Source organism: Psychrobacter sp. AOP7-C1-14 (assembly GCF_052376135.1).
In the GTDB taxonomy this organism is placed as follows: domain Bacteria; phylum Pseudomonadota; class Gammaproteobacteria; order Pseudomonadales; family Moraxellaceae; genus Psychrobacter.
In genome coordinates this window covers 1-25,782 of sequence record NZ_JBQSVH010000006.1, presented here as the reverse complement: position 1 = coordinate 25,782, position 25,782 = coordinate 1, and the positions used below count along the sequence as shown (strand labels likewise).

The window sequence follows — 25,782 nt, the reverse complement described above, 5'->3', positions numbered from 1 at the left end:
CCGTTTCTTGAACGGGTTCCCGGTTCGATTCCGGGTAGGTAAAGGGCATTTTCCCAAGTGTTCTTTACCTACCTTGGAATGACTATATGTTAGAAACTGATAGAATAAATGTGTTTGCAGCCCAGACGAAAAACGTAAGGGCATTAGAACAAGCTTGGAAACATATCAATAAGTCTTTAAATGCCGCTTATTCTGGTGGCGATACCTCTTCTGCAGAAATTCAAACCAAAATCCTAGCGCAAGTCTATTGTGCTTTTGCAGAAGCTGTCTTCTCAAAAGTTATCCATACACCGGATGGTTTGACTCTTGATGAGATTTCACAAGTCAAATCCAAAGGTAAAAGAAATATTGTTGTAGCGTGGAAGAAGTGCGTTGAACTTTCTTTGAAAAAAGTGCAAGGAAAAAGCAGTGGCCATGTTCCCAATACGCAAAGAAAAATATTCGCTCTTATAGATGAGTATATATTTGATCCTAGCTTATTGCGAAACAAGATTGCTCATGGTCAATGGTGTGTGGCATTAAATTCAGATAATACGAAAGTCAATGCAGATTTCACCGCCAAGGTAAATTCTGTCAATGTCGTCGATTTATACAGGTATAAAGCCGCATTTCAGAGCTTGTTCCGTATAGTTGAAGATATTATCGAATCGCCAAATAAGGCCCATCATAGAGATTATTGGATACATATCACAGAGTTTGAGACAACGCAGCATGAGATGGCTTCGTGGTCTGTGGAAAAGAAAGTCAAAGCACTAAAGGAAAAGCGGGCACGAGCTAAAAATTATAAAAATGCAACAAGTATATGAACATTGAATACATCCTCAGCCCACCAATATTTGAACAGCATAAATATTTACTTCTCTTTTAGTTGTGCAAAACAGCATGGCCTGACGTTTTAACGCCTTCTAAATTAAGAGATGCTCGTTAAGAACTCTATTTGACTTGGCCAAGATCCTCCAAGATAGCGCACTCTGCATTATCATCACCTGCACAATGATCAAAAGAACCTTGTAGCGAGTCTACCATTTCCTGCAATTGAACAATTTTTTGGTTTAACGTATCGATATGCTCTTGTGTCAGTTGTTTGACATCTGCACTCTGACGATTAGCATTTTTGCGCAAATACAGTAACTCTTTCATTTGCTTGGATGAGAACCCCAAGTCACGAGAATGTCTTAAAAAGCATAAGTCGTCTATATCTTCTTTAGAGTACAAACGATAACCTGCATCCGAGCGATGCACCGTTTCTAACAAGCCAATCTGCTCATAGTAGCGAATCATTTTTGAAGAGATGCCTGACTGCTTTGATGCTTGACCAATATTCATAATCATCCTCCTAACTTGAAAAGGGACTTAAATAATAAAAGGGTTTAAATAATCTGTGTATCTAAACCCTATATGGATATGCTTTACGATTCTATATTTATTCTGTAATGGTAGGTGCTTTGAAATACTTCAAGCGTAGCGCATTACCTAGTACGAATACAGAAGACAGTGCCATGGCGGCAGCCGCAAAAATGGGCGATAGCAATATACCAAACGCGGGATATAACACGCCTGCTGCAATCGGAATCAAGGCGACATTATAGACAAACGCCCAAGCCAGATTTTGTCTGATATTGCTGATAGTCGCCTTGCTTAAGGCAATCGCGGTAGGTACACCTTGTAAGCTACCTGACATGAGTACAACTTCAGCAGCCTCAATGGCCACGTCTGTACCTGTGCCAATCGCTAAGCCAACATCAGATTGGGCGAGTGCAGGAGCATCATTGATACCGTCACCCACAAATGCTACTTGGCCATATTGTTCTTGTAGCTTACGTATCGCATCTACTTTTCCTTCGGGTAATACTTCTGCTACTACTTGATCGATATTTAATTTGTTGGCAATAGCCTGTGCAGTATGGCGATTGTCACCAGTAATCATGGCTACTTTTAAGCCCAGCTGATGTAATGCTGCGATGGCAGTATGCGTCGTTTCCTTAATAGGATCGGCAACGGCAACAATAGCGGCCAACTGCTCATCTATCGCGATATAAATAGGGGTTTTACCTTCTTGCCCCAAACGTAGCGCATCCTGCTCAAAAGGTGCGACATTAAGACCCAATTGCTGCATGTAACGATCTGCGCCAATGTGAATCATTTGTCCAGATACGCTTGCTTGAATCCCTAAGCCTGTCATCGCCTCAAAGTTAGTAACAGGGAGTAATTGAATGTCTTGTTGCTCTGCGGCTTGCACAATAGCCAGTGCAATTGGATGCTCAGACTTTGCTTCAACTGACGCTAGCACACGTAAGACTTTTTCTTTCTCAAACCCTTGCTGAACTTGAAAATCCGTTAACGTAGGTTTGCCTTCGGTCAATGTCCCTGTTTTATCAACGGCAACCACGCTCACTTCTTGTAGCGACTGTAGTGCTTCACCTTTACGGAATAACACACCCAGCTCTGCACCGCGCCCTGTACCAACCATAATAGAGGTGGGAGTGGCCAGTCCCATTGCACAAGGGCAAGCAACAATAAGTACCGCAACGGCATTAATCAAACTAAAAGTTAATGCTGGATCAGGGCCGAAAATCAACCAAACGATAAAAGTCAGCGCGGACAAGAACATCACCGTTGGTACAAACCACATAGTGACTTTATCCACCAACGCTTGAATCGGTAGCTTAGAGCCTTGGGCTTGTTCTACCATACGAATGATTTGCGCCAGCACAGAGTCTTCGCCGATGGCTGTTGCGTGGATATTCACAGTACCATTTTGGTTGATAGTACCGCCGACCACTTGATCACCGGCTTGTTTTTTTACCGGAACCGGCTCACCCGTAATCATAGACTCATCGATATAACTGTGACCGTCGATCACCTCGCCATCGATAGGGACACGCACACCTGGACGAATCTCAACTATCATTTGTGCGGTGATGTCTTCGACAGGGATTTCGACAACTTTACCATCTTGCTGTACACGAGCTGTCTTTGCCTGCATGCCCACCAAGTGTTGAATGGCTTCAGAAGTGCGGCCTTTGGCTTTTGCCTCAAAATAACGGCCCAATAAAATCAAGCTCACAATCATAGCAGCGGCTTCGTAATAGACATGTACCGTACCGTCAGGTAGGACTTGCGGCATAAAGGTTGCTATAAGAGAGAACCCATAAGCCGCGATGGTACCAATTGCCACTAGCGAGTTCATATCAGGGGCAAAACGCAATAAGGCTGGCATGCCTTTTTGATAAAAGCGGCGCCCTGGAAAGAGTAATACCAGTGTGGTTAATACAAATTGTATCAGCCAACTTTGCTGAGTACCGAGGTTATTCACCACCCATGTATGAAAGGCGGGAATCATATGTGATCCCATTGATAAAATGAATACGGGCAATGACAACAGGACAGACAGACCTAAATCTCGTTTGAGCTGCTTTTGCTCCGAGGTTTTCTTTTCCTGTTGCTCACCTTGATCTGGTTTTACCAGTTTGGCCTCATAGCCTGCTTTTTTGACAGCCTCAATCAGATCGTTTGTGTTGATTTTGGTGTTCGCTTGTATCAAGGCTCGTTCGGTTGCAAGATTGACGCTGGCTTGTTGTACGCCTGATATTTTCTTTAGAGATTTTTCAACGCGTCCAACACAAGAAGCACAGCTCATGCCTTCTATTGATAGCTCAATCGGTTCAATTGGCGTTACTTTATAGCCTGCGCGTTCTACCGCTGTGTTTAGCTGGGTAACATCTAAAGGTTGAGAGGCGTATATCGTTGCTTGTTCAGTCGCAAGATTTACCTCAGCGTTTTCCACGTGTTCAATCTTTTTTAATTGTTTTTCAATACGCCCGACACAAGAGGCACAACTCATGCCTTCAATGCTCAGAACTTCTTGATGGGTAGGGGTTTCGGTGTTTATTGTTTTCATAACAACCTCTGTCGTTTTTAATTCTATTTTCAAATCTATAGCGACAGCATATAGGTTGACATCATGGTAAGGTCAAGCGAATTTACTTAAATATTTACAAACATATTTATAGTAGCGTCTGATACTTGTCGTTAAGTCCAAAATAGCTCAATTATGGTTTATTGTTGGAGGTATGGATGCATTAATTCTAAAATAGGGCAGGATAAATGACGGATAATAAGATAAACTTCCCCGCGAGCGCTGATAGGGGTTAATAACTCTTGATGAAATCACTACGTTTGACTGCTAGCGAACAAAAACCAATAATAAATAACGCTAGCAATGACGGAATACGTCGTCAAAAGTATGTGAAGTCAGCACAGTTACAACAAATTCTTTATATAAAACCATTGATATCAAGGCACATTCCTATGGAACAAGAACAGAACGCTGTAGAGCATAAACCTGTATTCATGCCCAAAGTCAACAGTGACAATCTGGTAAAAACAGACATGGTTAGAGTTGAACGGCATGTGGGGTTTTCTAGCAGACAAAAGAAAAAAACCATCAATGACTTACATCAAGTCATACGTAAAAAATATGGGTTTAAGCACGTATTAGAGCTGTCTAGCAAATCTGGTAATAAGCTGAGTTTTCCGCTAAGTCCATTCAGTCTAAAAATCACCGATGAGCATGATGGTAACTCATATAGTGTCGAAAATGTCTTTCAAGCCAGTATGGTTTTTGAAGATGGTGGTCCTTATCTTGACTTGTTAACTGTAGCGCCAAGACAAGCCAGAAAAGATGAACGATTAATGACGTCAGGGGAGCTCATTGGCTACAAATATTTCGGTATGGAGTGGGGCGTAGAGCCGTTGACGACGTTTTATGACTGGCTATATGTGAATGCGCTCAAGCAAAACCCTCAGCTGCATGAGGAAGTAATACAATATCAAGGGTTTACTGATATTACTTTTAATCCTAAAAAATCTATTCATAGTGCGGCGTATGCATTAGCACTATTTGTAGCACTGCATAAACGAGAGTTGCTTGACAATGTAGCAGATCCAATGGCGTTCTATGATTTATGCAATGAGTTTAAAGTCAGTAATACTGAGCATCTACTAGAAGAAGGTTGGATTTAATCGTCAAATCAGATCGCTTACGTTTGCTTGAGCCAAAAGCTGCGATATATGATGTGTCGTGGCTTTTTTTCTGTCCTATGTTTCAAGCTATTAGCAATTTTATTTGAGCCTTTTAACCAGTAGTTCTCTTGAACATATGCGATACAGAGATTATAAAGCGAATACCTTGAAAATTAGTCTGCCATAACCAAGTAAACGTATGTCTGTTCTATTAGATAAAAGTAGAAGCTATCAAAAAAACAGTAGGTAAAATGGTAAGTCTATAATGGACATAATATTTAAAACAGAATCATAAAAATTAATTAGGGAATAACTATGTATATCACGGCGAATTTTGATGCAGGCAACATTGACGTTATCAATGCAGATGATAAAAAGGACATTCAACTAGCGATTCGTCCAGACGTTGGCGGAGAGTTTTTTCAGTGGTTTAACTTTCGTCTATCAGGCCAAATAGGGGAGCAGTATGTTCTCAATATTCTGAATGCAGGTGAGTCGTCTTATCTAGAAGGGTGGGAAGATTACCAAGCGGTAGGTTCTTATGATCGTCAGCATTGGTTCCGTCTTCCAACGTCTTATAAAGATGGAAAATTGACCATCGTGGCAGAGTTAGAATGTGAAACTATGCAAATTGCCTACTTTGCGCCTTATAGCTATGAGCGTCACCAAGATTTATTGGCCGCCGTGCAAGTGCATCCGCTAGTGACATTAGAGCATTTGGGCGAAACGCTTGATAAACGTGACCTAACTTTAGTCAAAATTGGTGATGGAGCTGCCCATAAGCGTAATATATGGATTACCGCCCGTCAGCACCCAGGTGAAACGATGGCTGAGTGGCTTATTGAGGGTTTGTTGTATAGCTTGTTAGATAGTGATAATGCGACAGGCAGACAGCTATTAGACAAAGCTAATTTTTATGTAGTCCCTAATATGAACCCAGATGGCAGTGTGCGTGGACACTTGCGTACTAACGCTGCCGGAACCAATTTGAACCGTGAATGGCAAAGTCCAAGCTTAGAAAAAAGTCCTGAAGTGTTTCATGTGATTAATAAAATGAAAGCGACAGGCGTGGATCTATTTTATGATGTGCATGGTGATGAAGCATTGCCATACGTCTTCCTCGCTGGCTCACAAGGGACGCCAAGCTATAGTGATCGTCTGGCTGGTCTGCGTGATAGATTTTCAGAGGTATTAAAATTAGCCAGCGCCGACTTCCAGTCTGAGATTGGCTATGACGTTGATGCACCGGGTACTGCCAATATGACCGTTGCTACCAATTGGGCGGCAGAGCATTTTGATTGCCTCGCTAATACGTTAGAGATGCCATTTAAAGATAATGACAACCTGCCTGATGAAGAGATGGGTTGGTCGCCAGAGCGCTCTATCAAATTAGGGGAAGCATCACTGATATCAATGCTGGCTGTCGTAGATGATTTAAGAGAACTATAATATAAAAAAAGCTGTAGAAAATAAAAAACTGCTAATGATGGCCTGTTTTTTAAAGATCATCGTTAGCAGCTTGTTTTAAATGATTCTAAATCTACACTTTTAATGTCACTTTTTAATGTTGATTTTTAATAGCGAGCTTTAATCAGCTACTATTGTAGCTGGTTGGTTTCTAAGTTTTTAGTGTGCGGCAACAAGCTTAGTATAAACTTTACCCAATACTACGCCAAATACCAGATGTAGCATAAGAGTGGCGATCGGAATCATGATACCGCTTGGCATTGATAAACCAAATAAGCCATTGCCCATCATAGGCATAATAGCAATCATCATCATAAACCAACCAAGTGCTCCTACCAACGCACCAATTAGAGTAAAGTTCTTACTTCTATCCGTACCTGCCATCAATGCCATGACGATACCATAGCCGATCGATCCCACCATAAAGTGAGCAATCCATGCCACTACATGACTACCGCCCATCATCGATGCCAGCATCGCGATAATATCTAAATCAGGCATCAGGCCTACCACACTTTTTAGCATTAAGAGTAGGGACATAACGATGGTCGCGATAAAAGCAGCGATTATTCCAGCCATATATTTGTTCATAGTAGTCATTCCTTTTTCAGGTTTGAATTATCATTATTTTTTGAACGTTTTTGATTTTATTTATTATCCAGCCGTAATACATTGGAGGTAGATACCTGATTATATGTACGGTAAACATATTAAAAGGCGTAGGTAATCTTCAAAATTATCGTATTCCTATACTACCTACCAAGTATTAAAACTGTAGTAAGTACTGTTTCCACAGTAAAACGTCTGAAGCAGTCATTCAAGTAATTTTGAGTAATCGTTCAATTTTACTTGTAATCATAAACATGCTACGAATACTTAGTTCGAAAAAATAGGGTGGGTATAACAGGCAGAGATGAGCATAGATAAATGTGGTAAGTATAGGCTGGCATGCTACCAGTCACGCATATGCGGTCACTGGAGAGCATGACGGAAATTTTGAAATTCTTTAGATTGTTCAAGTAAGTTATTACCCAAGTATCGTAGATCATCTACTTGATCAGGTTGCAAATGAAAGGTGGTGGGCATAGCATCGAACTTTGCTCGCTCTGTTTTATCTTTGACTTGATCGAAGGTCAATACAGAAAAGTGTACTTCAACTTGAGGCGCATTTTCAGGCCGCTGAGCATTTACATGCTCTCCCCATTGCATAAATTCTTTTTTGGCCAATGAGACAGTTTCATTATTTAGCGTACCTAGTGCGACTTCGCTCGACGCTGAAATGGTATCAAGAAAACTCGGCTCTTTATTTTCCACCGACCACTCATGTTCTGAGTAAGTCTGCGCGTTGGCCACAACGACTAGTACTTGCTTGACTTGACGCAATTTAGCAGGACTGAAGGCACCAGCCATATTAGGCACATCACCATACTGGGTCACAGGACTCATCATTGATCCGCGCACGCCTAAATTATCAGTCACCCCGCCATCTACCAAGCGTACCACTGGCATGCGCTCTGGCTGTGAGTACCTATCTAATGCGCGCGCTATCGCGTAACTACGTGGTAAATGACTGTCTTGATTTAGGGCTTGATTAACCCAAGGCTGAGAACGCTGCGGGCAATCAGAAAAGTTATGTAAAGCAATAGGGGCAAAGATGCCAGGTACTGAGGAAGAGGCCATTACCGCATTGGCAACTGGGTAACTTGATAAATCCGAACATAAAAAATCGAACTGCTGCTGAGTAAATGAAAAAGTCATGGCATTGTTCAGATCACTTGCATTTAGGATAACGTAAGGCAACTTTCCACGACTCATATCGCCAAAGGTCTTTTGTTGAAATAGACTGTTATTTAAATTATTGGCCACCAAATCTCCGCGATTATATTCAGAACTGCTCATCGCTATCAGGCTTTGCGGACGTAACGCAAGTCTAATCAGCCGTGACTGCCAGTCTTCATACAAAAATTGTGGTGCAAACTTCTCAAAAATATCATCACCGAATAATCCGTAATAAGCAGCTGTGTAGCTTCCTCCAGATACAGAAGAGATGACATCGACTTCATCTAATAGTCGGCGCTCTACGCCATTGATAGTCACAGGTGTATCACGTAGTTTTTCTAACACACCATAGCTGAGTGCTGCTGCCCGTGTACCACCGCCAGAAAAGGCAAGTACGACAAAGACTTCGTCTGAGTTTTTTGGGAGGTTGTTATTAAAATCATAACGAGCAGTGGATTTGTCTTCAATGGGCTTGTTCCAGACTCGTTGTGTACAACCGGTGATGAATAGAGAGGTAAGAATGATGAGTAACAGGAAATATGTAAGGCATAAACGAGGTGAAACGATCAATTTCGAAAGTTTCTGCAGCAGTCGATCATAGTAAATAGGTATGTCTATACGCATTCAAATCACCTAAAGGTTTGTAGACTGTGGTTCGCTCTGTATCTTTTGTCTAATATCAGAGTGAACGATGTCGGTTTTTGACTTCCATGTCAGTTTTGACTTGAAACTTAAGAACAGTGAATACCTTCTAAATACGACGTATATAAAACAAAGCTAATATAGACTGATTTTTTATTAGCATCAGTCATGAGGGATGTAATGTAAGTACTATTAATAAACTTTAACTGGACGGTAATAGCGAGTCAAGATAAAACTGAGTAACCACTCAAATAGCTTTTCTTTTCATTTTTATCTTCACATTTGCTAATAACAGCCCTGATAAAATCAACATCATGGCAAGCATTTTCCACCAAGTCACCACTTCTCCTGTGAGTAGGACTGAGGTCACCATACCGAATACGGGCACTAATAGCGCAAACGGCATCACCTTAGAGGCTGTATTTTGACTGAGTAAGTATGCCCACAGTCCAAAGCCAATTAAGGTTGAGATATAGACGATAAACCCAAGTGATAGCCAAGATTTGAGTGATGCTTCAGTAAACGTCTCTAGTTGCCATGCATCAGTCTCGAAGATAAGAGAAGATATCGTTAGCATCACGCAAGCAATGAGACTGCCCCAGACTACTAATGCTAGAGCAGACAAAGCAGATGCCTTATTTGCCCTAACGCTAGCTTTAGTAACAGATACTCTTGTTTCTTGCTGCGTCACTTTTAGGGCCATTTGTTCTGATGCTTTTTCTAGCGATTTCTCTGAAGCCTGTTTTGAAGCCTGCTTGGATGCAATGTTACCAAAGCTCCAACCGATGGCAGCAATCAAAATACAGACAAACCCTACTAAAGGCATATCACCGCCAAGGTTTAATGCAATTACGCTAAGTCCTAGCACACCGACCAACATACCAACGATTTGCATACGGCTGACTGATTCGCCCAATATAAAGTACGCTAGCAATACCGTGATAAAAATCTGAATTTGTAGTAATAGTGCCGTCAGCCCTGGGGATGAACCCAAATGCATCGCTGTAAAGACAAAGGCGTACTGCATGACAAATGTACCGATGGCATAAATGAATAAGGTACGGTTGAATTTAGGCGGCTTTAGAAACAAGACCAGTGGCACAGCGGTAAAGAAAAAACGCAGGGCGGTAAGCATTAATGGTGCAAAGCTCTCAAGCCCCCATGCAATGAAGGTAAAATTCACGCCCCAAATAAAGGTAACCAGTACTGCCAATGCAGTATATATAGGGGACATATTGTTTATCCTAGAGAGTTAGTATCTGTTTTGGGAATGTTTGGTCAGTCTAACGATTGAGCCAATACTTCGAATATCTTTGAATGATTCATCTGCGCGACATTGAACCGCATAAAGTTATCAGCATTGTCCGATTGGCTAAAAACATTGCCTGGTGCTAATACTACACCCTGTGATAAACAGCGATTGGCCAATTCAGTCGCATTATTATTCTCTGGTAATCGGCACCATAGGAACATACCTGCTTGTGGGAGCAGCCACGGTACGATGCCTAATTTAGCCAATCGTGGTAACGTATGAGTATGCGCGCTTGCCAGCCGAGTATGGATATCATTCATATGCTTACGGTAGCCGCTATCAGTCAATGCTGAGAACACAACCGCTGCTGCTAACTGATTGCCACCAAAGCCAGTCGCTATCTTTAAATCTACCAAACTCTCGACCCATTCTGTAGACGCTGCAATATAACCACAGCGTAGAGATGCGGACAACGTTTTAGAAAAACTGCCGATATAGAATACTCGTGATAACCCATCCAAAGCTGCCAATCTCGCTGCAGGCTTGATTTCAAAATCTGCAAAAATATCATCTTCAATAATGTACAAACCAGCCGCTTGAGCCAATTGTAATACACGGTATGCCGTAGCAGGTGATAATGTTGCGCCCGTAGGATTGTGAATGGCAGCATTGGTAATGTATAGGCGTGGCTTATGCTCGTCTAAAATCGCTGCAAAGGCCTCTACATCTGGCCCGTTTGGTGTATAAGGGACGCCTACTACTTTGACCCGATGGGCAAGCAGCTGTGCTCGAAAGTTAAAATAACAAGGATCATCGACGACAACCGTATCACCTGGTGTCAGTAGAAATCGAAAAATCAAATCTATCGCCTGAGTGCCTGAATCCGTCAATATGACCTGTGACGGTTCTGCATTGATACTTAATCCTGCCATACGCCGCGTGAGTAGTTGACGCAATGTTAACAGTCCTAGTGGCGTTGCATACTCACTGATAATGGATGCGTCAGCTTTTGCCACACTTCGCAGACCACGGCGTATACCTGCCTCAAACAGCCAGTCCGCTGGTAACCAACCGCAGCCTGGTTTTAGTGCGCCATCGGGTGGCTCCAACGACTGCCGCGATACCCACAATGGATCTACCACTCGGTCAATTTTTGGTGCTATATCTGTCAGTGATAGCGGCGCTGTCGTCTCTGCCACATAGAACCCTGCACCCGGACGGGAGTAGATAACCCCTTCGATTTGCAGGCGCTCATAGGCTTCAACCACTGTAGATGGCGAGAACCCATAATCTTTGGCAGCGGCACGGACAGAGGGTAGTCGCGACTCTGGCATGTAGATAACGGTCGCTATTTTCTCTTTTACGTCAGCCATGACAACTTCGATGCGTGTTGGCTTTTTATTCATATTTTTCACAATTTTTGGTAAGGCGGCTTTTCTGAACGCGTTATTTCAAAACTATAGCTAAGACAATATGTGGACATGATATTCAAACTGTATGGGTCTTATAGACCAAACAGTTCTGTCTAATTGTACTGGATTGTGTGTAGATAACCTACTTTGCTTTTGTTTTAATTATTGAACGTAAACGATATAGAAGTAGGTGTGATTCTATTATGAATCACATTAACCTCAGTCAATTCAATAATTATTCTTCTAAAAGCAGCGATATATGACCACTAAAAAATATAATAAATATTTGGCGTTTGTCTTATGCGTAATAACGACAAGCGTCAATATCCAAGGCCCGCTTTATGCTGTTTACGCACACAATGATGGTTATGGTGTATTAGCAACCACGATAGCGTTTTCCTTTTATGTATTAGGCGTCATACCTGTGTTATTAGCTTTTGGTGGTTTGTCTGATCGTATCGGACGGCGCAAGGTGATTTTAATCTCTCTAGCACTATCGATAGCAGCGACGGCTCTTATGTTATTTTATCCGTACACGCGCGCGCTAGCAGTAGCGCGATTCGTACTGGGTGTGGGAACCGCTCTGATGGCTGCTACGGCGACTGCCTATATGATTGAGCTGCTTGATTCATCAGATACGATGCGTGCGACAGCGTGGGTGACGGCCAGTACAACGATAGGTTTTGGTCTTGGCCCTATGTTGACGACAGTTTCTTTGATGTTTTATGAAACCGATCAGCCAGCCAGTTTTTTCATACTGTTAGCGAGCGGTCTGGTCGCTATATTTTTGTTGTATCAATTACCAGAGACAGCACCTAAACGCACTAGTTCGCCCACATCTATGCTACGGCTACCTCATTTTAACCGTGAAGTCATTTGGTATGGTAGCGGTATTTTGATTTGTTGGGCGACGACAGGGTTGGTATTGTCAGTTATTCCCTCAGTACTAGCCACGCATGGACTCGCTAAATATGCAGGGATATCTTCTATGTTGGCTATCAGTTGTGGATTGATCGTTCAGCCAATCGCCCGAAAACTTGACCCTCAAGTCTCAAGTAAGCTTGGTCTTCTGATCTTGCTACCAGCCTATGTTTTATTGGCTTGGGGAACGTTGAATGCCAACCTGCCAATGATTCTTTTGGCTGCTTTGTTGGCGAGCAGTAGTTGTTATGGATTTGCCTATTTAGGAGGTATGCTAGGAGTCGCATGCTCGGCTGGTACTGAGCAGGCACGTGCCAGTGCCGGATATTTTCTGATGGCATATATAGGGCTTAGTGTACCGGTCATCTTTACTGGTTTGATTGTTGATCGATATGGTGTTGCTACTGCGTTCTACGCCTTCGGTCTGTTTTCATTGGTTGGTGTGCTTGTCTTATTTGTCAGCCAGCCCATATTGAGAATTGGTAGTCGTTCGAACACCAATTTGCATAGCGTGACTTAAAATAAGATTGATAATTAAGTTTTCTTCTCATTATATTTGCATTCCATGCAACGCTATGCTCTAAAACAACGCTCTTTTTATACTGAAGCACCACGATAAAGCAAAAACTGTATCAATATAGTGCTTTTGCCACTGAGTTTAGTAGAAAACATCGTTTTTTCTGTGGCATAGAACTTGCCTTTTATACAAGTACGACAATATGGTCAGGCTTCAACTAAAGAGGGTATGTTCTATGTTCAAAAAAACCATCCTTTCACTGTTTATTCTAAGCGCGTTTGGTATATCAGTATCCCAAGCAGAAGACTTTACGGTTCTTAAGCAAATAGCAGATGAACCTACTCAACTGAGTAGCGGCGAATACAAAGGCAATTACTATGTACCTTCTACTTTAGACACCATAACATGGGGATATTTACCTAATAGAGACGCTAGCCCCGTTATGTCGGTTGCTTCAGGTAGTGTGGTGACTTTTGATACGGTCTCACACGAAGGTTTGCTCGAAGATCAGGGCCGTGATGCAGAAAAGTACTTTAAGTCAAAAGGGGTCAAAGACGATTTTATTTTAGAGGAAGCAAAAACAATAACAAAATCGGAATTAGAACATGATTTTGATAAAGATGGTCCTCATATCGTAACAGGCCCTATCGAGATTAAAGGGGCACAACCAGGTGATATCCTAAAAGTAGAAGTCATCAACGTTGAGCCGCGCGTACCGTATGGCGTCATCTCTAATCGTCATGGCAAAGGCGCATTGGCAGGCGAGTTTCCCAAAAAAGAAAAACAAGATAACGCGTCTGCTGCTTATCCTGAACGTTACGGTAATGTCTCCGTATTTACTCCTATAGAGAAGAACGCCAAAGGTGAATACGAAGGTATCCTAAAAACAGATTCTGGTCAGTCTATACGTTTTCCACTCAGTCCATTTATGGGGCTAATGGGTGTCGCAGCAAATACCTCGGAGCGAGTACATTCAGTTCCACCTGCTATGTATGGTGGCAATATTGATATCAATGAATTGGGTGCAGGTGCGACGGTTTATTATCCAGTACAGGTAGCAGGTGCACTGTTCTATACAGGTGACAGCCACTTTGCCCAAGGCGATGGCGAGGTTGCGTTAACTGCTCTCGAAGCATCTGCTCGCGCCACTTTTAAATTTACACTGCTAAAAGCAGGCAAAGATAAAATTCCAGGTAAAGAAATTGTGCAACCTTTGGCAGAGAATGCTGAATTTTGGATCACGCCAGGGTTGGATGAAGATTTAGATGAAGCGATGAAGAAGTCTACTCGTGAAGCGATTCGTTTCTTGAATCAAGAGTATGGTATCGATGAGGCGATTGCTTATGCTTACCTAAGTGCAGCGACAGATTTTGAAGTATCGCAAGTCGTAGATAAGACTAAAGGTATTCACGCCAAAATTCGTAAAGCAGATTTTAAAGAGTTTGAAAAGTAGTACAAACTAACGCGCTCAACTTCAGAAAAAAGTCCTTTATACTATATAAAGGACTTTTTTGCATGCATTATATTGGTTGAAAAAAGGTGAATGTTACTAGAGACAGAGCGATATTTTCTGCCACTTCAATTCGCCATCGCACTTTGCAGGATGGTGTAAGCCGCTTTGACTCTCTCTCTGCGTTGGGGTAGTTCTTATTTGCCAAAATGACAATGCCAGATTTTTTTGCGGGAATATAAGCGATATATCCACCGAACCCATTGGTGGCGCCTGTCTTGTTCACCCATACATCTCATTTCTCATGAGGTTTGGATCTATCCATTAAGAAAAACAGTCAGACAGTCAGTTTGACTGCTATTTAAACCGACTTTAATGAGCAGCTTCAATGAGCCGCGCTTCTTTTATTTCAACGCCATTATATAGATGAAATTTGAGTGCATTATCGTATCAGATAATACTACCTAGTGTCTGACTACAATGCGATCAAATTGAGAGTTCTACAAGTAAATAGAGTTACTTTGCCAATATTTCCTTAACTTTCATATAACCAGTAGTCATTTAAACAACTATTCAAAAATCACTTATTTTCAAAATTATATTGAAAGTGTTTTAGGTGATAGCTACTGTTTGAAGCACAACACTTTCATTACAATGGGCGCAATTACGATAGATAAAATAGAACAGGTAACCAAAACTGGAACAATAATTCAAAAAATAAGGACGGCTTATGACTCTTAATATAACTAAGACGATTCTAATCACTGGCAGCACTGATGGCATTGGAAAATTGGCAGCGCTAAAATTGGCAAAAGCTGGGCATCAAGTATACTTGCATGGCCGCAATGCTGACAAACTTGCTTGTGTCATTGCAGAAGTCAAAGCAGTCGCGACAGGCGCAGCAGTAGACAGCATTGATGGGTTTGTGGCTGACTTTTCTGATTTGACAGATGTGATAAAGATGGCAGCAGACGTCAATGAAAAATTGCCAAAGCTTGATGTGCTCATAAATAACGCAGGGATTTATACCACGGCATCAGCAATGACTAAAGACGGTTTGGATGTACGTTTCGTGGTCAATTATCTAGCGCCTTATGAGTTGACCAATGCTTTATTACCTTTGCTAAAGCAATCTGGTCAAGCGCGTATCGTGAACTTAAGCTCAGCTGCGCAAGCACCAATATCATATAAAGCGTTTGCAGGCCAGACCCGACTCGATGATAAAGCCGCCTATGCCCAAAGTAAGCTGGCACTCACGATGTGGAGTATGGCGTTAGCGGATACAGTTGCTAGCGACGATATCAATGTCATTGCTGTCAACCCAGGTTCGCTGCTGAATACAAAAATGGTCGATGAGGCTTATGGTCAGTATTGGTCATCAGCAGACAAGGGCGCAAATATCCTAACTGCATTGGCCATCTCGGATGAGTTCGCTGATGACACTGGTAGATACTTTGATAACGATATAAAAGATGGCGCACATGGTGATGCAAGAGGGGAGTTTGGTCAACCACATGTTGATGCTTTAAACAAAACAGCCATTGCAGAGCTTGAGCAGCAGACTCAAACAGTATTGCAGTCAGTTCTTGCCTAAGACCTATGTTTAGCAGTATTAGTTAATTGCAAGCAATCGGAACACTATCAACTATATTCTCAAAAATTTTATTATTAAAAATTTCTCATTAGAAACAGGACACAATATTATGCAAACTATTAAAGCCATTGGTTATCAAAATAATCTGCCTATCGATAACGAACAGTCTCTACAAGACATTACCCTTAATAAGCCAGTTGCTTCAGGCCGCGATATTCTCGTAGAAGTGAAAGCCATATCAGTCAACCCAGTAGATTACAAAATCCGTCAAGGGAGACCTGCCGAAGAGGGCGAGTATGCGGTTATCGGGTGGGATGCTGCTGGTACGGTGACGGCTGTCGGTGAAGACGTCAGTTTATTCTCAGTAGGCGATAAGGTCTATTATGCTGGAGATTTAACCCGTTCAGGCAGCAATGCGGAATATCAGTTGGTCGATGAGCGTATCGTTGGACACATGCCAGCCTCTTTGTCTTTCGCTGAGGCAGCAGCATTACCGCTTACAACGATTACAGCTTGGGAGATGTTGTTTGACCGTTTACAAGTGCCTGTCTCTGATAGCACGGCAAACGACAGCAGTAGTAGCGAAAACGCTGATGACGTCTCAGTATTGGTCATTGGCGCAGCGGGTGGCGTTGGATCTATCCTAACTCAGTTATTGAAAACAAGAACGTCTGCCACGATTATCGGTACGGCTTCAAGAGATGAAAGCGTGCAATGGCTCAAAGATTTGGGTGCTGATCATATTATCAATCACCGCAACCCTCTGTCTGATGAGCTACAAAAAACAGGTATTACCGAAGTAGACTACGTGGTGAGTCTCAATAACACCGAAGATCATTACGAAGAGATCATTAAATGCTTAAAGCCGCAGGGTAAGCTTGGACTGATTGATGATCCAAAATCACTAGATGCCAACCCTCTTAAAACTAAAAGTTTAAGCCTGCATTGGGAATTTATGTTTGCACGCTCAATGTTTAGTACGCCAGACATGATTGAACAGCATCATTTATTAAACGCAGTGGCAAAATTGATTGATGCAGGCCAGATCAAAACTACGGTCGCTCACAATCTTGGTACGATCACCGCTGAACATCTACGCAGCGCGCATCAAATGCTAGAAAATCAGCAAGCACATGGCAAGATTGTATTAGAAGGTTGGTCTGCATAATATATAACGCCATTTAGGTTGGTAGGTCCAGTGTGGCGCTTTTAGCAGACATGTTGGACCTATTTAAATCAATGATAATATATAAACATAGGAAAAATAGATGAGCACGCAAGCAAACAAACCACTTACCATCGTCGCCACTATCAAAGCCAAACCTGAGCACGTTGAACAAGTGAAAACTGAGCTGCTTAAACTGACAGCAGCATCACAAGATGATAAAGGCTGTATCCAATACGACTTACATCAAGAAAATGCAAATAGTAACGGTTTCGTTGTTTATGAGATTTGGGAAAACAATGACTGTCTTCAGCAACATGTACAAAGCCTGCATTTTCAAAACTATGTACAAGTAACAGATGATATGGTCGATGAATTTATTGTCACTGAAATGACAGCCATTTCATAGGTTTGATCTATATTCTGCTGCTAATAATAGGATGAGTAATTGAAGCTCACTACCGAAACGATTGCCGCTAGTTAATCGAAAAAAGCCGCCACCGTACCCATAAACACCTAGATTTTGGTTCTAACTTAACCTCAATATCATGTGTAGTAATGGGTTCAGCGTACTCTGTCAGTCTGTATTTCTCACGTAGTGGCCACTACTGATCAGCGACTTTTTAGAATATCCTATGCAACCAACTTACGAAGATAGTCATATAGGACATGGCGTGTAATACCTAAGCGTTGCTCAAATATGTCGAATCGTTCGACTCCCAAAAAACAATCGCGTAAAACCATAAGCGTCCAACAATCACCAATGACTGCCAAAGTCTGAGCTACCGAGCAAGACTATTGGCCCAGTTCATACCAGCGCATAGGTCATCTCTTTTATTTCTAAGTTATAGGTTAGCTTGACAGGGTCCACAAACAAAGCTATGTTTTTGCTAGCTCTAAAAAGTAACCTATAAGGAAATAGACATGAACAGAGCACCCGTAGCAGTTGTAATTGGCGCAGGCGACGCCACTGGCAGCGCTGTTGCCAAACGCTTTGCGCGAGAAGGTTTTACGTTATGCGTGACCAGAAGGACTGTTGAAAAGTTAGAGGCATTAGTCAGTGATATCGAAGCGGCTGGGGGAGTGGTCAAGCCATTTGGTTGTGATGCACGTGTCGAGCAAGAGATGGTTGAGCTATTTGCTCATATTGAAAAAGACATTGGGCCGATTGAAGTAGTGGTATTTAACATCGGTGCAAACGTTCATTTCTCCATCGTAGATACGACAGAAAGGGTCTATCGAAAAGTGTGGGAGATGGGTGCCTTGGCTGGTTTTTTGACCGGTAGAGAAGCGGCAAAAGTTATGATTCCACGTGAGAGAGGGACAATTATCTTTACGGGTGCAACAGCGTCTTTACGCGGTAGCAAAGGTTTTTCGGCTTTTGCTAGTGCTAAGTTTGCTCTGCGGGCATTGGCACAAAGCATGGCGCGCGAGTTGGGACCCAAAGGTATACATGTCGCACATCCTATCATTGATGGCGCCATTGATACTGATTTTATTCGTGACAACTTTCCCGAGCGCTATGAGCTAAAAGACCAAGACGGTATCTTAAATCCAGATCATATCGCTGAGCAGTACTGGCAGCTGTACTGTCAGCCAAAAGATAGCTGGACACATGAGCTGGATTTACGCCCATGGATGGAGACTTTTTAGTATTACTTAATTAATAACTGTCAAAAATTTTAATGGATATTTAATATAAATTGCAAGGAATGCAAAGATGAGTAAACAAGTAGAGTTTTTCTTTGATGTGGGCAGCCCAGCCAGTTATTTGGCATGGACACAATTAGCGAGGATCGCACAGCGTCACAATGCTGAGATCGTTTGGCGACCTATGTTACTTGGTGCAGTGTTTCAAGCTGTTGGTAATACCTCACCGGCTGCCGTACCTGCTAAAGGCGCTTATATGCTCAAAGACCTTAAGCGTTTTTCAGCTATCTATGATGTACCATTTCGCTTCAATCCATTTTTCCCAGTCAATACGATGCAGCTTATGCGCGGTGTTACCGCTTATTTGGGGACACCTAAATTTGAGAGTTATTTATTTACTATCTTTAATGCGCTATGGGCTGAACAGTTAAATATGGAATCACCAGAAGTCATTGCTGATGTTCTGTCAAAAATAGATATTGATGCGACTGATTTTATGGCACGTATTAGTGAGCCTGAGGTCAAGGCGCGTTTAAAATCTAGTACCGAAGAAGCGGTAGCACGAGGCGTATTTGGAGCACCAAGCTTCTTTGTAAATGATGAGATGTTCTTTGGCCAAGATCGTTTGAGCTTTGTTGAGAATGCTTTGAAAGATTGAGCATAGTAAGTCATAGGATATATAGACTGCGCTGTACTAGCTCAACGATAATCCATCGGCTCTCAAGCCACCAGACATCAGCCGCGATACGTAACCGTGATGTTTCTTCACTGTGGTTTCTCTAGAAAACAACCTTGCCACTCAGTTTAATCATTAAATTTTATGGTTGAATCAAGCTAAGTCTATATAGTGATAGTTTTGCTTAGACTGCTCTAGTTCTTCTAAATCTATATCTACTGTTACTATGTCTGGCGTCGAACCAAGTTTTTTTATAATTCGTCCCGTAGGAGAAACGATTAGACTTTCTCCTACAAACTGACCGCCATGATCGACGCCGACACCATTGCAGGTAATCATAAAACATTGGTTCTCTATAGCCCTAGCTTGAGTCAAGATATAGTGGGTATTTGCATAGGGAGACATATTGCCGTTTGGCATAAATATGATCTGTGCGCCTTTTTTTGCCAGTGCTCTTGAGCCTTCTGGAAACTCTAGCTTAAAACAAATCTGAGCACCGCAAACCACATCATTAATGCTAACCACTGACAAGTCTTCTCCGCTTGTAAATACCCCAACATCATCAAGCCAAAGCTTTGACTTTCGGTGCTTATGAATGATGTCTCCGTTTTTTATAAAAGAACATGCGTTATAGAAAAGTTGATCCTGCTTGTCAATATGTCCAATAATGATGGTTGAATCTGTATTTTTGCTTGCTTCCACTATGCTGTGAAAGTGCTCTGTTGATTGATGGTATAACGCTTCAATATTGTCTAGCGTCGGAAAGCCAGTCAAAGCAAGTTCTGGAAAAATCATAAAGCCATCGCAAACTTGATGATCATGGATTGACTTTAATATCGCAGCAGCATTTACCGTTACTTGATAATCGGTAATATCCATTTGATTGAGGACTATTTGCACAGGTCTTGCTCTTTATCGTAGGGGGTTGATACTTTCATAGTGCTTATTGGTCGCAATTATAGGTAATACTCGTTAATGATGGTCTTTAGAAACATTTATTTAAAATGCTATTTAAAACACGTTTAAAGACATTGTGACTCTAACCAACGACTCAATTTAATGATGTCTGGTTGATTTGACTTTAAGTCATTATAAAAGAAATAGAAACTGTCGCCAGTGAGTAATTCATGCATTGGGATTTTGACAAGATTTTGCTGATGTGTTTGTTCTAGCATCATATAGTTGTCGGTAAGCGTAATACCTAAGTTATAACGTGCAGCCTGTGCGGCAAGCAGTACATGGCTAAATCGATTAATCTTTACCTCGCTTGGTAGCTCAAACCCGCCTGCTTTACACCATTTTAGCCAATCATTAGCCGTACCTTCACTTTTGTCAGAGTATTTTACGGACAGTAAGGGGTGTTGCCATAACGCCTCAGGCAATGGCTGATCCTTTATTTCTGCCCAGAGCTTTTGACCACAGACAGGAAATAGCTTCTCAGCAAATAAAAACTTGCTGACGACGTTGTGTTTTGGTGGATTGACGGTAATAAAGCAGTCCGAACATTGCTCATTATAATCGTCTTGGTCCGTCACCATGTTTAAGGTCAGTTCAATCTCTGGGTGCTGTTCACGGAAGTCTTCTAACCGAGGAATTAGCCAATTGACAGCCACTGAGCTATACAGTGCTAGGCGAATATGCCCGGGCTTATCATGGCGAATGGCTTGACTGGTATTGGATAGAGCCGTTAGTGACTGATTCACCTCTGTGAAATAGCGAGCACCTATATCTGTTAAGATGAGGTTTCTACCTTGTCTATAAAATAGCGATTCACCAAGATATTCTTCAAGCGTTCGAACCTGATGACTCACGGCACTTTGCGTCACATTGAGGCTTTCTGCCGCCTTAGAAAAACTATTGAGCCTTGCGACAGATTCAAAGCATTGTATGGCACGTAATGGAGGGAGTTTCATTATGAGTTCAACTAATACTAAATATTTTTATATCATTATACGTCATGAGCATACGCGAATATACTATTACGTCTGACCATTGGGCTAAATGGCTTAATTTAGAATTTTATGTATTTTGAGATAGATGTAAGGATGACAATGCCAAAGATGAGTGTTGGGTTTGCAATGATTCTATTGGTTGCAGGAAACATGATTGCAGTCCTTTCAGATGCCCTAATAAAAGAGTTGCCAGATAGCTCAGCCGTCTATCAGTTTGTGCTATTGCGTCAGCTGACCGCAGTTCTTATGCTGTTACCATTTTGTTTAGTCAATCAAAAAGCCAAGCTACTGAGTAATGTGAAATGGCATTTTGTACGTGGTCACATTTGGTTGTTTGGCGCGGTATTTATGGTGCTATCTATCCAAGCATTACCACTAGCGACGGTCAATGCTATTTTTTATACTGCGCCTTTACTGATGTTGCCGCTGGGGTTTCTATTTTATAAAGACAGACTCACAGTACCAAGTATCATTGTGGCAATACTCGGCTTTATAGGTATTCTTGTCGTGGTAAAACCAACACAAATCAATATGGGCGCTATATTTGCGTTGATCGTGGCCTTAACCATGGCGACAAACAATTTGCTAGTTCGTAAACTACCTTCGAATCATACAGTCGCTCAGACCTTGTTCTTGACCAATTTAGTAGGAATACCATTGGGTCTTGGTTTGGCTATCTGGGAAAATGCCCCTTTGAGCTGGTACGCGCTATGGATAGCGGCGGGCTCAAATCTGTTTATTTTGATCTATGCGGGTATCTGCGTACTGGTCTACCGAGCGGTTGAAGCACATAAAATATCTAGTGCAGAATATACTGGTTTGTTAGGAGCAGTGGTTATCGGCATCGTATGGTTTGATGAGATACCAGATATCAGTCTTTTGATAGGTTCGGCTCTGATTATTTTACCTTTGATTTGGCTGGCCACGCTTGAGTCTATCAAATATAAAAGAACAGCTTTATAGAGCTTTTGGGTTATATTTTTTGGTCGTCATTGATGATTGTCTTTATAAACTTATTAAGATAAAAGTTTATTATCGTTCAATAGCTGTCATGCCTGCTGAGCTAAATGTAGCGTTTTACCTGCATAGGTAGGTATGAACTAATACATGGTTTGATGATTAGCAGAATATTTGGGTATTTGCTGGATAGAATCCCAATGCCCAACAATTTTCCCACTATTATCAAATCGAAAGAAATCCATCGTCACAAACTCATCGACAGTTTGGTTTTCGTTATGCCAGACTTGATGGGTATGCAATGAAACTAAGTCACCTTCAGCGATACAACGTACAAACTCAATTGATTTATTTGGGTACTGTGCTTGCATCCGTTCAAAGTATTCAATAAATCCTGCTTTACCATTGGCTACGGCGGGATTATGTTGAATATAATCATTGCCCACATAATCAGCAACGGCATTTTGTGGATTACCCTCGTAAGCAGTCTTATAGAACGCGATAGCATTCTTTTTATTGTTTGCCAAATTCATCGTCGGCTCCAGTCATTATTTATGTTTATTTTGAAAGCAATACAGTAGATTAATAAGCAATATTATTAAAAAACGTCAGAAACTCAAACGGCCAATAGCAACGTTACAATTATGCTTATTGACCATCTGATAATGTTTAGACTTCGTTTGACAGTTGCCTAAGCCTTAATAAAGATAGCCTCTTCACTCAAGCGTGACTTAGGTATTTTGGCATTGAAATCTTCATCGCTGCGGTAGCCAAACGATACCACTGCTACGGCAGAATATCCTTTGCTACGTAAGTCGAACTCTGTATCAAGCGCCTGTAAATCAACCCCTTCCATAGGAACGGTATCAATACCTAAAAGAGCACTACCCAATAATACCGCGCCCATATTTAGATATACCTGTTTAGCAAGCCAATGTGTCTCATCTTTGGTATCGAATCGATGCATATCTAAGAACAATTGGCGACCTTGATGCATCTGCGTTTTAAACTCTAGCTGTGCATAGCGACCATCTTGATCTTCTTTTTCTAAAACCGCTTGCATGTATTCGTCGTCGGCATGAATACGAGTACAGAAAACCACCACGTGTGAGGCATCTAAGACTTTAGGTGTATTAAAATGAAAGGCGCCTTGCGTGCTTTTGGCAAGCCGCGCTTTTCCTGCTTCATCATCTGCAATGACAAAGCTCCAAGGTTGAATATTGGTACTTGATGGACTCATTTGTAGCATGTCTTTGATCTGCTCAAAATCTTCAGCAGATATCTTTTTGCTAGCATCAAATACTTTGGTGCTGTAACGCCAGTTTAATGCTTCATTAATGGTTTTCATGATTGTCCTTAAATAGAGTAAGTTTTAGTTTTTAGTCAGCTGGTAATACAAATGGATTTAACAAACGGTGTCACTCAATCCTTATTCGTTAATAGTTAAGTTGAATGATCGGCTCGTCCTAGCGATGACTCATAATAGTAAAGTTCATACATTAGAACCACTAGCTACAAGATAAAACACTTTCAATATTATTTTGATAATATGGCATTTTCAATCTGCTTAAAGGTTATTTATTAGCTATATTAGGACGTATAGTGAAGGTGCTTTATCAATTGATAAATCTATTAAACACATAAGCTCATCTTAAAAAGACGCGAAATCTAGCGAGCGCGCATCTAACATGGCACCATTAGTGTTCAATGCGATACCATAAGGAGGATGTATGGGAATGTTAGCGTCTGCGATTGCTTGCAAATAACGGCGCAGCGTTGATAGTTGTGCTGGGTCAAAGAGTTGTCCTTGGTATACGTCAGGTAGTATCTCTTACCATAAATTTTTAGCAGCCGTTTCTATAGAAGGAGTGCGTTATGCTTGCGTCACTGCATCACGTAGAGTTGGGTCAAATAATGAGTCATCAAGTACAGGTAGGTCATACTCAGTGGTTTCCCACTCTGTCCATGCTTGGCCAAAAATGCTCTACCGATAGCGCACGTTTAAGCTTGTCTGATTTTGAAGGTAGAGGTAAGTTGCGTGCTTGCTGTAGTGCGCTTTGTTGGTTTTCTCTATTATGTTGAGTCTCTTATGTGCTCGTAGGCCGTATTATAGTATCCATCGTATATCTCCAAATGTGTGAATAAACCTTATAGGTGCATGCTACTATAATTAATGATTTTGATAATCAGCAGGTTTAGAGAAACAGTTTCAATAATTTTTATATAACGATGAGGCTAGTCACAGCAATCGATGGTGGTTGCTAAGTTAGACGTTAACTAAACGAAGGCATCACGATGAAGAATTTGCAGGATTTACGTATTTTTATTGAGACCGCTCGCTTGGGTAGCCTATCTGCCTGTGCTCGGCACTTAGATTTGTCGCCTGCAGTGGTGAGTGCAGCAATCAAGCGATTAGAAGCCGAGGTTGAGACGGTATTGTTTGTTCGCTCTACTCGTAGGCTACGGTTAACTAGTAAGGGTGAGCAATATTTAAAGCATTGCCGAGATGCGGTGGCTATTTTGGACAACGCTTATGCAGGACTGCATGACAATGATGCTGAGCTCACAGGTACAATTCGACTGTCGGCGTCATCAGATTTAGGTCGAAACTTAATTTTGCCTTGGCTGGATGATTTTATAGACATTCACCCAAAAGTGACGGTGCAGCTACATATGTCAGACAGCTATGTGGATTTATACGGTCAGCAGATTGATTTGGCACTACGTTATGGTGCGCCCAAAGATTCTTCACTGGTCGCACTACCTATAGTGCTGAATAATCGCCCGATACTGTGTGCGTCAAAGGAGTATTTGAGCAAAATTGATAAAGGTATTGGCATCCCAAAAATGCCGGAAGATTTATCGCAGCATAACTGCTTATGTTTGGGGCATGATGAAAAATATTTGAGCGAGTGGACTTTTGAGAAAGCGGGAAAGACTAAACGTGTGGCAGTGGATGGCAATCGTCGAAGTAAAGACGGTGATGTTGTACGCCGCTGGGCAGTAGCGGGTAAAGGCATCGCACTAAAGTCTCAGTTAGATATAGCCGGCGATTTAAAGGCAGGGAGACTTGTCGAGGTAGAGTTGGACGGCTGGCAAGTGGCCAACTATCCGCTGTATTTGATTTGTCCAGAACGGCGATTAATCGATCCGCTGTTTAATGCGGTCAAAGAGTACTTGATTAAACAGGTAGAGCAAGCGTTAAGGTAAAACGAAAACTGATTTTTATTCTGTTTGGTTAGTTTTAAGATAGTTCACATTCAAGTGTTTTGCATGAGACGTGTTTAATTATACAAGAAGAATAGCAATTCCTAGACCGTGAT

At 41.7% G+C, this 25,782-nt stretch carries 24 protein-coding genes and 1 pseudogene; 13 read left to right on the top strand and 12 right to left on the bottom strand.

Going from position 1 to position 25,782, the window contains the following annotated elements:
- Positions 1–86 precede the first annotated feature (86 nt).
- On the top strand, positions 87–806 hold the full coding sequence (locus ACT3QN_RS06185; protein ID WP_441856591.1) for a hypothetical protein: 720 nt from the start codon (positions 87–89) through the stop codon (positions 804–806).
- A 127-nt stretch (positions 807–933) separates the two neighbouring features.
- On the opposite strand, the gene cueR is transcribed toward ACT3QN_RS06185, so the two are convergent.
- Positions 934–1,326 carry a Cu(I)-responsive transcriptional regulator gene (gene cueR / locus ACT3QN_RS06180; protein ID WP_444523608.1) on the bottom strand — a complete coding sequence of 131 codons (393 nt, stop codon included), beginning with the start codon at positions 1,324–1,326 and terminating at the stop codon, positions 934–936.
- A gap of 97 nt (positions 1,327–1,423) precedes the next feature.
- Positions 1,424–3,901: a heavy metal translocating P-type ATPase gene (locus ACT3QN_RS06175; RefSeq protein ID WP_444523607.1), complete on the bottom strand. Its 2,478-nt coding sequence runs from the start codon at positions 3,899–3,901 to the stop codon at positions 1,424–1,426.
- A gap of 410 nt (positions 3,902–4,311) precedes the next feature.
- On the opposite strand from ACT3QN_RS06175, the gene ACT3QN_RS06170 reads away from it, so the two are divergent.
- Entirely contained in the window at positions 4,312–5,025 is a 714-nt protein-coding gene (locus ACT3QN_RS06170; protein ID WP_444523606.1) for a DarT1-associated NADAR antitoxin family protein, read from the top strand.
- A 315-nt stretch (positions 5,026–5,340) separates the two neighbouring features.
- The gene (locus tag ACT3QN_RS06165; protein WP_444523605.1) at positions 5,341–6,474 is read left to right on the top strand and encodes a M14 family metallopeptidase; all 1,134 of its coding nucleotides are present in this window, start codon (positions 5,341–5,343) and stop codon (positions 6,472–6,474) included.
- Between the two features lie 177 nt (positions 6,475–6,651).
- Here the strand turns inward: ACT3QN_RS06165 and ACT3QN_RS06160 are convergent, their stop codons facing one another.
- The 4 genes from ACT3QN_RS06160 to ACT3QN_RS06145 form a co-directional block, all read right to left on the bottom strand.
- Positions 6,652–7,083, bottom strand: coding sequence for a DUF6789 family protein (locus tag ACT3QN_RS06160; protein ID WP_444523604.1), 432 nt, complete (start codon positions 7,081–7,083; stop codon positions 6,652–6,654).
- 381 nt (positions 7,084–7,464) lie between these two features.
- A complete protein-coding gene (locus ACT3QN_RS06155) occupies positions 7,465–8,895 on the bottom strand; it encodes a patatin-like phospholipase family protein (RefSeq protein WP_444523603.1) in 1,431 nt (476 codons plus the stop codon).
- Positions 8,896–9,160: 265 nt separating this feature from the next.
- On the bottom strand, positions 9,161–10,147 hold the full coding sequence (locus tag ACT3QN_RS06150) for an EamA family transporter (protein WP_444523602.1): 987 nt from the start codon (positions 10,145–10,147) through the stop codon (positions 9,161–9,163).
- A gap of 44 nt (positions 10,148–10,191) precedes the next feature.
- Positions 10,192–11,571 (bottom strand): aminotransferase-like domain-containing protein, encoded by a 1,380-nt coding sequence (locus tag ACT3QN_RS06145; protein ID WP_444523601.1) that lies wholly within the window; start codon positions 11,569–11,571, stop codon positions 10,192–10,194.
- A gap of 265 nt (positions 11,572–11,836) precedes the next feature.
- On the opposite strand from ACT3QN_RS06145, the gene ACT3QN_RS06140 reads away from it, so the two are divergent.
- Positions 11,837–13,018 (top strand): MFS transporter, encoded by a 1,182-nt coding sequence (locus tag ACT3QN_RS06140; protein ID WP_444523600.1) that lies wholly within the window; start codon positions 11,837–11,839, stop codon positions 13,016–13,018.
- Between the two features lie 232 nt (positions 13,019–13,250).
- The gene (locus ACT3QN_RS06135; protein WP_444523599.1) at positions 13,251–14,468 is read left to right on the top strand and encodes an acetamidase/formamidase family protein; all 1,218 of its coding nucleotides are present in this window, start codon (positions 13,251–13,253) and stop codon (positions 14,466–14,468) included.
- A 125-nt stretch (positions 14,469–14,593) separates the two neighbouring features.
- On the opposite strand, the pseudogene ACT3QN_RS06130 reads toward ACT3QN_RS06135, so the two are convergent.
- Positions 14,594–14,754: pseudogene (locus tag ACT3QN_RS06130) on the bottom strand (serine hydrolase); the annotation flags it as partial.
- Positions 14,755–15,195: 441 nt separating this feature from the next.
- Between ACT3QN_RS06130 and ACT3QN_RS06125 the strand changes: the two are divergent.
- The 3 genes from ACT3QN_RS06125 (at position 15,196) to ACT3QN_RS06115 (ending at position 17,633) form a co-directional block, all read left to right on the top strand.
- The gene (locus ACT3QN_RS06125) at positions 15,196–16,059 is read left to right on the top strand and encodes an SDR family NAD(P)-dependent oxidoreductase (RefSeq protein ID WP_444523598.1); all 864 of its coding nucleotides are present in this window, start codon (positions 15,196–15,198) and stop codon (positions 16,057–16,059) included.
- A 118-nt stretch (positions 16,060–16,177) separates the two neighbouring features.
- Entirely contained in the window at positions 16,178–17,227 is a 1,050-nt protein-coding gene (locus ACT3QN_RS06120; protein WP_444523633.1) for a zinc-binding alcohol dehydrogenase family protein, read from the top strand.
- Between the two features lie 100 nt (positions 17,228–17,327).
- Positions 17,328–17,633, top strand: a complete 306-nt coding sequence (locus ACT3QN_RS06115) for a putative quinol monooxygenase (RefSeq protein WP_444523597.1) — start codon at positions 17,328–17,330, stop codon at positions 17,631–17,633.
- Between the two features lie 224 nt (positions 17,634–17,857).
- Here the strand turns inward: ACT3QN_RS06115 and ACT3QN_RS06110 are convergent, their stop codons facing one another.
- Positions 17,858–17,998 (bottom strand): winged helix-turn-helix transcriptional regulator, encoded by a 141-nt coding sequence (locus ACT3QN_RS06110; RefSeq protein WP_444523596.1) that lies wholly within the window; start codon positions 17,996–17,998, stop codon positions 17,858–17,860.
- A 150-nt stretch (positions 17,999–18,148) separates the two neighbouring features.
- Here ACT3QN_RS06110 and ACT3QN_RS06105 point away from each other — a divergent pair, with 150 nt between their 5' ends.
- Together ACT3QN_RS06105 and ACT3QN_RS06100 are read left to right on the top strand one after the other, a co-directional pair.
- Positions 18,149–18,877: an SDR family oxidoreductase gene (locus tag ACT3QN_RS06105; protein ID WP_444523595.1), complete on the top strand. Its 729-nt coding sequence runs from the start codon at positions 18,149–18,151 to the stop codon at positions 18,875–18,877.
- A gap of 67 nt (positions 18,878–18,944) precedes the next feature.
- Entirely contained in the window at positions 18,945–19,532 is a 588-nt protein-coding gene (locus ACT3QN_RS06100; protein WP_444523594.1) for a 2-hydroxychromene-2-carboxylate isomerase, read from the top strand.
- Between the two features lie 171 nt (positions 19,533–19,703).
- On the opposite strand, the gene ACT3QN_RS06095 is transcribed toward ACT3QN_RS06100, so the two are convergent.
- Together ACT3QN_RS06095 and ACT3QN_RS06090 are read right to left on the bottom strand one after the other, a co-directional pair.
- Positions 19,704–20,429 carry a carbon-nitrogen hydrolase family protein gene (locus tag ACT3QN_RS06095; protein ID WP_444523593.1) on the bottom strand — a complete coding sequence of 242 codons (726 nt, stop codon included), beginning with the start codon at positions 20,427–20,429 and terminating at the stop codon, positions 19,704–19,706.
- Positions 20,430–20,572: 143 nt separating this feature from the next.
- Entirely contained in the window at positions 20,573–21,463 is an 891-nt protein-coding gene (locus ACT3QN_RS06090; protein WP_444523592.1) for a LysR substrate-binding domain-containing protein, read from the bottom strand.
- A gap of 138 nt (positions 21,464–21,601) precedes the next feature.
- Here ACT3QN_RS06090 and ACT3QN_RS06085 point away from each other — a divergent pair, with 138 nt between their 5' ends.
- Entirely contained in the window at positions 21,602–22,465 is an 864-nt protein-coding gene (locus tag ACT3QN_RS06085) for a DMT family transporter (protein WP_444523591.1), read from the top strand.
- A gap of 137 nt (positions 22,466–22,602) precedes the next feature.
- On the opposite strand, the gene ACT3QN_RS06080 is transcribed toward ACT3QN_RS06085, so the two are convergent.
- Positions 22,603–22,992 (bottom strand): nuclear transport factor 2 family protein, encoded by a 390-nt coding sequence (locus tag ACT3QN_RS06080; RefSeq protein ID WP_444523590.1) that lies wholly within the window; start codon positions 22,990–22,992, stop codon positions 22,603–22,605.
- Between the two features lie 158 nt (positions 22,993–23,150).
- Positions 23,151–23,807, bottom strand: coding sequence for an oxygen-insensitive NAD(P)H nitroreductase (nfsB, locus tag ACT3QN_RS06075; protein WP_444523589.1), 657 nt, complete (start codon positions 23,805–23,807; stop codon positions 23,151–23,153).
- A 527-nt stretch (positions 23,808–24,334) separates the two neighbouring features.
- Between nfsB and ACT3QN_RS06070 the strand changes: the two genes are divergently transcribed.
- Positions 24,335–24,541 (top strand): hypothetical protein, encoded by a 207-nt coding sequence (locus ACT3QN_RS06070; RefSeq protein ID WP_444523588.1) that lies wholly within the window; start codon positions 24,335–24,337, stop codon positions 24,539–24,541.
- Between the two features lie 213 nt (positions 24,542–24,754).
- Entirely contained in the window at positions 24,755–25,669 is a 915-nt protein-coding gene (locus ACT3QN_RS06065) for a LysR family transcriptional regulator (RefSeq protein WP_444523587.1), read from the top strand.
- Positions 25,670–25,782: the final 113 nt, after the last annotated feature.